Annotated in this window: 8 protein-coding genes (1 of these 8 running past the window's edge); 2 read left to right on the forward strand and 6 right to left on the reverse strand. The window is 46.0% G+C overall.

Features of this window, described 5'->3' with window-relative positions; translation table 11 throughout:
- Window positions 1-79 precede the first annotated feature (79 nt).
- Window positions 80-1,203 (forward strand): IS3-like element ISVpa4 family transposase gene (locus tag ACMHXH_RS17520; RefSeq protein WP_114139936.1). Its coding sequence is split into 2 segments (ribosomal slippage): window positions 80-332 and window positions 332-1,203, totalling 1,125 coding nucleotides; the frame shifts between segments, so codons are not numbered across the junction.
- Window positions 1,204-1,302: 99 nt separating this feature from the next.
- Here ACMHXH_RS17520 and ycfP read toward each other — a convergent pair.
- Entirely contained in the window at window positions 1,303-1,863 is a 561-nt protein-coding gene (gene ycfP, locus ACMHXH_RS17525) for an alpha/beta hydrolase YcfP (RefSeq protein WP_039035109.1), read from the reverse strand.
- A gap of 82 nt (window positions 1,864-1,945) precedes the next feature.
- The gene (gene nagZ, locus ACMHXH_RS17530; RefSeq protein WP_413738390.1) at window positions 1,946-2,962 is read right to left on the reverse strand and encodes a beta-N-acetylhexosaminidase; all 1,017 of its coding nucleotides are present in this window, start codon (window positions 2,960-2,962) and stop codon (window positions 1,946-1,948) included.
- A 295-nt stretch (window positions 2,963-3,257) separates the two neighbouring features.
- On the opposite strand from nagZ, the gene ACMHXH_RS17535 reads away from it, so the two are divergent.
- Entirely contained in the window at window positions 3,258-4,634 is a 1,377-nt protein-coding gene (locus ACMHXH_RS17535; RefSeq protein WP_413738392.1) for an L-serine ammonia-lyase, read from the forward strand.
- Between the two features lie 210 nt (window positions 4,635-4,844).
- Here ACMHXH_RS17535 and ACMHXH_RS17540 read toward each other — a convergent pair whose 3' ends face one another.
- From ACMHXH_RS17540 to ACMHXH_RS17555, 4 genes are all read right to left on the reverse strand, one after another.
- On the reverse strand, window positions 4,845-6,791 hold the full coding sequence (locus ACMHXH_RS17540; protein WP_413738394.1) for a polysaccharide biosynthesis protein: 1,947 nt from the start codon (window positions 6,789-6,791) through the stop codon (window positions 4,845-4,847).
- Window positions 6,792-7,148: 357 nt separating this feature from the next.
- Window positions 7,149-7,697 carry a sugar transferase gene (locus tag ACMHXH_RS17545; protein ID WP_413738396.1) on the reverse strand — a complete coding sequence of 183 codons (549 nt, stop codon included), beginning with the start codon at window positions 7,695-7,697 and terminating at the stop codon, window positions 7,149-7,151.
- A gap of 12 nt (window positions 7,698-7,709) precedes the next feature.
- Window positions 7,710-8,645: a UDP-glucose 4-epimerase family protein gene (locus tag ACMHXH_RS17550; RefSeq protein WP_413738398.1), complete on the reverse strand. Its 936-nt coding sequence runs from the start codon at window positions 8,643-8,645 to the stop codon at window positions 7,710-7,712.
- A gap of 6 nt (window positions 8,646-8,651) precedes the next feature.
- On the reverse strand, window positions 8,652-9,419 hold the 3' portion of the coding sequence (locus ACMHXH_RS17555) for a glycosyltransferase family 4 protein (protein ID WP_413738400.1). 237 nt of this gene lie beyond the right edge of the window; only the last 768 of its 1,005 coding nucleotides appear in the window; the start codon falls outside the window, past its right edge — the gene reads right to left on this strand; the stop codon is at window positions 8,652-8,654.

Here is a 9,419-nt window from a genome sequence, read left to right on the forward strand (position 1 = left end):
AGAAGTGGCCCCCAATTTTCGGACATGACTTTAAGTGGTCGATCTGTTTTGATAGTACCCAACAATACAGGGACAGATTATGACTAGAAAACGTAGAAACCACTCTCCTGAGTTTAAAGCTAAGGTGGCTCTCGATGCCGCTAAAGGCGATAAAACCGTCGCTGAGCTAGCTCAGAAATATAACCTGCACGCTAACCAGATCTCAACATGGAAAAAGGAGCTGCTTGAAAACGCAGCCATGATTTTTGCCACCGAAAATCACTCAGGAAAAGAGAGTTCCGAAGAAGTGGACAAACTTCACGCCAAGATCGGTCAATTGACCATGGAAAATGATTTTTTGGCCAAAGTGCTCGGTCGTTAGACCGAGCCCAGCGAAAGAGTTCGCTGGTTAAATCCACCCCATTGCCGATAAAGCGCCAATGTGAGCTGCTCAATATTGCTCGCTCTACCGCTTACTATCAACCCATCGGACTCTCTGCTGAGGAGATCACGTTACGACGAATGATTGACGAAATTCATCTGCAGTATCCGTTTATGGGCAGTCGGCGCATTCGAACTGAGCTGGCTAAAAATGGCCATAGCGTTAATCGTAAGCGTGTTGTTCGACTCATGCGCGATATGGGGATTGGGGCGATTTACCCCAAGCCCAAAACGACGCTGGCGAACAAAGCACACAAGGTGTATCCCTACCTGTTGCGTGATATCGAAGTCACTTACCCAAACCAAGCTTGGGCGATTGATATCACATATATCCCAATGGCGAAGGGGTTCCTGTACCTCGTTGCGATTATCGACTGGTATAGCCGCAAAGTGCTGGCTTGGCGACTATCCAACACCATGGACACGAGTTTTTGTATCGAAGCGCTTGAGGAAGCGCTGAAGCATTATGGGCCACCTGATATCTTTAACTCAGATCAAGGCAGCCAGTTTACCAGCACAGAGTTCACACAGAAGTTAATTGAGCATAACGTACGTATAAGCATGGATGGGAAAGGCCGCTGGGTTGACAATGTTTTCATTGAGCGATTATGGCGAAGCCTGAAATATGAGGAGGTTTACTTAAAGGCTTATACCACGCCCCGTGAAGCCGAGCTTGAAATCGGCAACTACATGGTGTTTTATAATGAAGAGCGTAACCATCAAGGACTCAATAACCTCACTCCTGATGAGGCCTACTTCGGTAGGCAAAGATACGCAGCATGAGCTGGGTCAACCACTTAAGAAATGAGCTTATGTGTCCAACCGTTGGGGACCACTTCTATTGATCACAAAAAGGGCTCACTTTACCGCATAGAAGATTGTTTAACCGACGCGCTCTACACCCTCATTCTGCTTGAAGGCTTTAATCTGAGTCAAATGGCTCGCCAGCGAGGCAAACTTATGACTCTGCTGTTTGTCCCAAATCACTTCATAATAGCGGCTTAGCAAGGCATGGCTGCGGGTGCTGTCCAAGACCTCATCCTCGGTCGACAGCAGGCACAGGGCGCGGTTACGGTTCTTGCTGCGAAAATCGGTCACGCACTTGCTGGCAATATCGGCGTACTCTTCCGGCCTGTCTATCTTGCCGGGCATGTTTTCCTCCGGCCAAAGATTGGGGTTGACCAATACCGCCTTGAGCCCGGACAGGAAAGCGATTCGTTCGGCCCAATAAGCTCCCAGCCCCACACCTATGATCAATGGCTTGGGATCGTCAGTGAGTTTAAGCTGCTTACTGACCTCATTCAGCAGATGCTGCATATCGTGTCTGGGATGCTGGGTACTGTAGCTGATGAGACGCACATCATCATCAATAAACTGTAACTGCCTGACTTTTTCATGATTACCCGGGCTGGTGGCATCAAATCCGTGAAAATACAAAATCATTTTGTTTCCTCAAGTCTCATTCCAGTCATGGTTATACAGGTTTCAAACTAACCAAGTTAGGTTGCGCCTATATTGTGCCAAATCAATTTTTTGTGGATGAAATCCTTGCCGCCAGCTCGCGGGCTCGCTCCCAGCGCGCTTCATCCTGCAATGCTTGCATCACCTTAGCAGAATCGGCCCTCAATGTTGCAGCCGGAAAAGGATTGCTCTCGGGCCAAGAAAAGTCCCCCAGAAGGCTTCTGGCGCCCTCAGGGTCATTGCATACCAATACCATGTTACAACCGGCATCCAGTGCCGCTCTGGCCCTGGCCTGATAGTCTCCGGCGATCGCCGCCCCTTTCATGCCGAGATCGTCCGAGAAAATCACCCCGTTAAAGGCCAGTTTGCCGCGCAGCTCCTGCTGGAGCCAAAAGGATGAAAAACCGGCGGGGTTAGGGTCTACTTCGGGGTAAATCACATGAGCCGGCATAATACCTTGGAGCCTCTCTTTGGCGATCAGCTGTGAAAAAGGCTGCATGTCGCACTCGGCAATCTCTTGATAGCTGCGCGAGTCGACCGGCTGGGCAATATGGGAGTCGGCCTCGACGCTGCCGTGACCGGGAAAATGTTTACCCACTGCGGCCATACCGGCCTCAGTCATGCCTTCAATAAAGGCTGTTGCCAGCGCGGTGACCTGCTCGGGCTTTGAGGCGAAACTGCGAGTGCCTATCACCTGACTGATACCATTGAGATCGAGCACAGGGGCAAAGCTTAAATCTATGTCGCAGGCCAAGAGCTCAACGGCCATCAAAAAGCCCAGCTCTTTGGCCCAGGTTGACGCCAGCTCAAGCGAACCTGCGGCGGCCGGCAATATATCGCCCATGGCCGGGATTTGGGTAAATCCCTCGCGAAAACGCTGTACCCTGCCCCCTTCATGATCAACGGCAATTAGCAGTTCGGGACGCACACTGCGAACCGCGCGGATCAGGGCTATCAGTTGCTCTCTGTCTTGGTAATTACGGCTGAAAAGAATTAGGCCGCCAACGGCCGGATGTTGCAGGACAGAGGCCTCCTCTTGGGTCAACTCGACAGAGGCAAGATCCAGCATTAAGTGACTCATAAACATCTCCAACAGGGTACCGCGCATAAAAGCGACTGAAAAGGTACGAAATGGTGTTAGCCCCGATACAGGTATGGCAGCAAGGAAAGCGCAACCAGGATCAATCCCTTTGTTAGCAAGGCTAATGCAACCTTAGCTTAATAAGAATAACTAATGATATTCCAGGCCAAAAGTATGGGATACTTGCCCATGGGCAGAGTAACTTGGGTCAAGGTTACTCCGAAACCTGCGCATGCGCGAGCAATGCGCCTCCCAATGACTAAAATAACAACGAAACAGCAACAGGGTTAACCAAATGATTAGCGTATTCGATATGTTCAAGATAGGTATAGGGCCCTCCAGTTCCCATACCGTGGGTCCGATGAAAGCGGGCAAAATCTTTATCGAACAACTGGCTGCAGATGACTTACTTGGACAGGTCGACGAACTGCAGGCAGAACTTTTTGGCTCTCTTGGACAAACAGGCAAGGGCCACGGTACCGGCAAGGCAGTGATTCTGGGATTGATGGGGGAAGATCCGGAAACCGTCGACACCGACAGCATAGAGGCGATTCTGGCAGAAGTAGCCGACAACCAAACACTGACACTCAGCGATGGCCGTAAGGTTAAGTTTACCCGCGAAGATGGCATCACCTACCACAGACGCAAGACACTGCCGGCACACGCCAACGCCATGACACTTTACGCGCTCAAGGCCGGAGAGTGTTTGTATCAACGCACTTACTATTCGGTCGGCGGCGGTTTTATTCTCGATGAGGATGAAATTCAGCAGCGTAACGCTTCTCCGGCGACTCCCATCGCCCAGGCGCCTTACGATTTCAATACCGCCAGCGAGCTGTTGGAACTGTGCAGCGAAAATGGCCTGAGCATCTCTTCATTAATGATGGCCAATGAGCTCAGCATAGCCCCCGAGAGTGAAGTCAAAGCCAAACTATGGCATATCTGGCAAACCATGAAAGCCTGCGTCGAAAAAGGCTATCAGAAAGAAGGCATTTTGCCCGGTGGCCTTAAGCTGCGCCGCCGCGCTCCGGCACTGCATCGTCGCCTCAAGGCCGAAGGCCGCAACAATATCGATCCCCTCAATGCCATGGATTGGGTGGACTTGTTTGCCCTGTCTGTGAATGAGCAAAATGCTGCCGGCGATCGGGTGGTAACGGCGCCCACCAATGGCGCCGCCGGTATCATCCCCGCCGTGCTCTGCTACTACGACACCTTTGTTCAGGAAGTGGATGAAGATGTCTGTTGCCGTTTTCTGTTGACGGCTGCAGCCATAGGGATTCTGTACAAGAAAAACGCCTCCATTTCCGGAGCCGAGGTTGGCTGTCAGGGCGAAGTCGGCGTGGCTTGCTCTATGGCCGCCGCCGCACTGACCGAAATCATGGGTGGTACGGTCGAGCATGTTGAAAACGCGGCAGAAATCGGTATGGAACACAATCTGGGATTGACTTGCGATCCTGTCGGCGGCCTGGTGCAGGTTCCCTGTATCGAACGAAACGCCATGGGCGCCGTCAAGGCAATCAACGCCTCACGCATGGCACTGCGCGGCGATGGTAATCACAAGGTTTCCCTGGATAAGGTGATCAAGACCATGATGGATACCGGCAAAGATATGCGCAGCAAGTACAAGGAAACCGCCAAAGGCGGCCTGGCGGTTAATATCGTCGAGTGTTGATTACCAAATCAATCTCTCCGGTAGTCCCACCAAAAACAGGACTATCTTCCCGATAAAAGAAGAGCGCCAAATTTGGCGCTCTTCTTTATTTAAAACTATCTGAACTATCGACTACCGAAACCTACATCAGTGGATGAATATTGATCTGAAACAGTATTTCGAACACCCTCTCCCCAAATAAAGGGGAGTTTTAATCGACTGATAGATAAATCAAGAAACCAGAGGTATGACTTTTTTGTCCTTAATGTCGTTGTTCTTACTATCATGATTTTTCTGCAGCCAGACTAAATCACAAATACCATCTGTCGGACTAAAGCCTGTTGGTGTAGAAAGAAGAATGTCTCTTATCTCTTCATGCTGGAACTCATGGCACGCTTTGTCTAAACGTGCCAAGATCACTTCGAGTTCCGACCATTTTAAAAAGACTTCATTGGCCGTCATAATCCGCTCATGCTCAGTGCCGGTCACATCATCTCCAATCAGCAACTCTTCATAGAGCTTCTCACCTGGTCGTAGCCCCGAAAACTCAATGGCAATATCACCGTCAGGATGCTTATCATCTTTGACTTCAAAGCCACTTAGACGAATCATCTTAGTGGCCAAATCAACAATCTTGACTGACTTGCCCATATCTAACACAAAGACGTCCCCGCCTTTGCCCATAGCACCGGCTTGAATAACCAATTGAGAAGCTTCAGGTATGGTCATAAAAAAGCGGGTAATTTCAGGATGAGTTACTGTAACAGGGCCACCATTTGCTATCTGTTTTCTGAATAGCGGCACAACGGACCCGGAAGAGCCCAAAACATTACCAAACCGAACCATACAAAAACGGGTAGCACTTCCTTTATCCGCAAATGCTTGAAGGACTAATTCAGCCATACGCTTCGTGGTCCCCATCACATTGGTGGGCCTAACAGCTTTATCAGTACTGACCAGCACAAATGTTTCAACGTTAGCCGCAATAGCAGCACGGGCAGTATACAAAGTACCGAACACGTTGTTACGCACACCTTCTACAACGTTGTGCTCAACAAGTGGTACATGCTTGTAGGCTGCTGCGTGATATACGGTCTGAACCTCAAACGCTTCCATTACCGCCTGAACACGATTCTCCCGCTGTACTGACCCCATCATAGGATAGATCTGTACATCAAGAGATAACTCTTTCGCTATGGCTTTAAGTTCGCGTTCGATGGAATACAAGCCAAACTCAGACAACTCAAACAACACCAATTTTTTAGGCGACTGCTTTAGGATCTGTCTACATAACTCAGAACCGATAGAACCTCCAGCCCCCGTAACCATAACAACTTTGTCACGAATATTAGCCGCCAACAGATCAGCCCTAGGCGCAACACAATCACGCCCGAGCAAATCATCAATTTCAACTTCTTTAATATCGCTATAAAGCTTATTACCGCTGACGAGATCAGCCATAGCAGGCAAAGTAAGCACCTGTACAGCCAGCGTTTCTAACTGCTCCAAAATCGCCTGACGACGAGAGCGAGGTGCACTGGGAATGGCCAGCAATATCTTAGTGGCCGCTTTTTGCTTGATTAACGTCCGAATGATTGAAGGTGAATGAACATGTACTCCCTGAATCACAGTACCGTGCAATGTTTCATCATCATCGACAAACGCAAAAGGGTAATATTCATGGCTTTGAGAAAGTGCAGTTAACAACTGTCTGCCACTAACACCCGCGCCATAGATAATGACAGGTTCCCCGACACGCTTCATGCCCGCCCCCACCAGAGAGCGAACAATTGCCCTGGAGCCACCAATAAATACCAATGAAAATGCCGCATAAATCACAGGTACAGTTCGCGGCAATTGTGCATCAACATAAAACGCAAAAAGGACCAACATAATGGTTGAAAGCATCACGCCGAAACCAATGGCCGTAAGAGCCTGCAGTCCCATGTAGCGCAATACCGCTCGATATAACCCTAGCTTCGCAAAACCCACTAAGCTCAAAGGGACAACCATAAAAAGTAGCAGCCAGTAACGGGAATTGGCCAGAACTGCAATGTCATCGATGCGCACTAGCAATGCTGACCAAAAAGCGAAACTGAGAAATAAAGCATCAATGATAAGACTAACCACACGTTTATGCGTGCGCTTCAAACCAAACAAGCTTTGCAAAAAATCCATTTTTCGCTCCAAAAAATTTAAGTTCATAATATATTACAATCTTAAAGTATGTGACTCGACAACAGTAGCCAAAGTGCTCATATTATCACATCAATCATGCCATAGGGGTAAGCATCGGCACTTGTAACGTAAATTAGTACCGAAAGGATACCCACTCCAAGTGGTAAGGAACAACTCCCTCTTGGAAAACACGATACCTAAGAGCTATCAAGCTTGGCTTAACAAACTAAAAAATCTCGCGTGAGACACTAAGTCGCGCTTTGCTAGCAAGATGAGACGACTTGGGTCGGCGTTATTGTAGCTAAAACAAGGTAATAGAGTGTATCTTCCAATAGAGCGTGCTATTTTTAGAGAGCACTATTTTACAGCATCACCGCTACCACTACCTGTCACTGTCATCAATATATACTTGAAATAATTTTTAACATTTAAGGTATCGATCATCTTTTTATCTGTTTCAGCCAATAACTTAGGTGTCGACATATCGATGTTTTGCACTTGGGCTAAACCTGTTATACCGGGTAAAACATCATACACACCTTGTGCATCTCGCTCTTTTATTAACTCTTCTTGATTAAACAAGTTAGGACGTGGTCCAACCAAACTCATTTCACCTTTAACAACATTGATCAATTGAGGCAATTCATCAATCTTAGTTTTACGTAGAAAGCTACCCAGCTTTGTAATTGAAGCATTATTCGCTAAGTGACTAGCGACGGATTTAGTTCCAACTGGCATTGTACGAAACTTGATCAACTTAAAAGGTTTCTGTTTTTTACCAACACGAGTCTGAACAAAGATTGGAGAACCTGTATCGAACATGCCGAAAATTGTGACAACAAGTAAAACAGGCCAAAGCAATAACAAGCCAAAAAAGGCAGCAAAAAAATCAATTAGACGAATCATGTAAATACTCTATTAATTTTTGTTGAGGAGAAAAGCTTCTGCAGTTTCTTTGAAACCTTCTTCAAGCGATTGTGGTGGTGTCCAGCCCAGTGTATTCTTAGTATGTGTGATATCAACCTGAAGAGAGCCTAAAAGTCTATCAACTATATCAGTTTTACCTGTTACCTTAGCAACTAAGCGATAGCACCATAAAGGGACAGGTAGTAATCTACACGATTTTCCAAGGGCCAGTGACATATGTTTGACCATTGAGGCTGTAGATACATCATGATCGTCAGAAACCAAAAATACCTGATTCACAGCTTTTGGATGAGTAATGCAAGTAATGATTAGATCAATCAAATTTGATAACGAAACCATACTCCGCTGATTATACTCCAAACATCCGAAGGGTAAAGGCACTCCTCTAAGCGTTAATTTTAGTAAGGCTTCATAATTACCCTTTACATCAGGCCCATAAATCAAAGGAGGTCTGATGATCACGATCTCCATACCAGTTTCATTACTGATATCAAAAAGACCAATTTCTGCTTTGGACTTTGACATTCCATATGCATCAAATGGGTTATGAGGATCATCAAAAAGAAAAGGTTTTCCTTGCAATGTAGACTCACCATTAACTTTGACTGAGCTGATAAATATGAACCTTTTTACTCCACTCTTAGCGGCTTGCCTTGCTAGATTTAATGTACCATCTGTATTAACTTCATAATACTCATCAGGCTCCATACTCGTCATATTATGAACTTTAGCTGCAGTGTGAATTACAGTTTTGACATCAATTAAACAATCAGAGTAATCCGTAGTAGATGATATGCTTTTATAATAAAAAGTATTATTCTGCTCTTTAACACGTTGACGCCCAACAGCCACTATTGATTCTGTTGGCATACTTGCAATTAAAGCCTTACCGACAAATCCGGTGTTACCAGTAATTAAAATGTTCATTTAAAGTCAATTTCCACCATTGTCATACAAGCCAGCGTAAAGCCTTATTAAACAAGAAGATAGCACCTCTGCCGAAAAACTATCCTTTACTCTAATACGCGCATTATCACTCAAGCGTTTTAACTTCATTTCATCATTATACAAATCAAGCATTGCTCTCTTGTAACTCCCAATATCTCCAGTAGGAGTTAGGATTCCTGTAACATTATTTTCTACGGAGTCGACCAAACCAGAGATTTCATATCCAATGCAAGGCACGTTTAATGCCGCAGCCTCGATGACAATGGTTCCGAACCCTTCTCGATAACTAGGTAGACAAAGTAAATCGGAAGCTAGAATATAATCATGATAATTTGAAACAGAATCAACAGAAACTACTGATTCAAACAAATGCGGACTTGATATCATCAACTTTTCTATTTCTCCGCAGCTCTCATCAGGCCCAACAAACAATAACTTAAAGTTATGTCCATCTTTAATATCATTAAAAGCATTAAGAACATCAAAGGCCCCCTTTTGTCGAGTTTTTCTAGCTAAATACAAGAACACAAAGTCACTACCGTCAATCTGACATTCCCTTCTAATCCTATTTCGGATCACCTTAATTTCTCTTTGACTAAAATATGGAACATCTACACCGCATAATGAACCCTTCGACAGTATAGGTATTACCTCGCCTTTAAAATTTATACCATGCTCATATAGAAATTCAGATTGAGATTGGCTATCAGTTAACAGATAACTATTCAGCTTTGATATTAACCAATCAGACCA

It is taken from the genome of Shewanella sp. BJSY2023SW001 (assembly GCF_047314685.1).
Taxonomy (GTDB): Bacteria; Pseudomonadota; Gammaproteobacteria; order Enterobacterales; family Shewanellaceae; genus Shewanella; species Shewanella indica.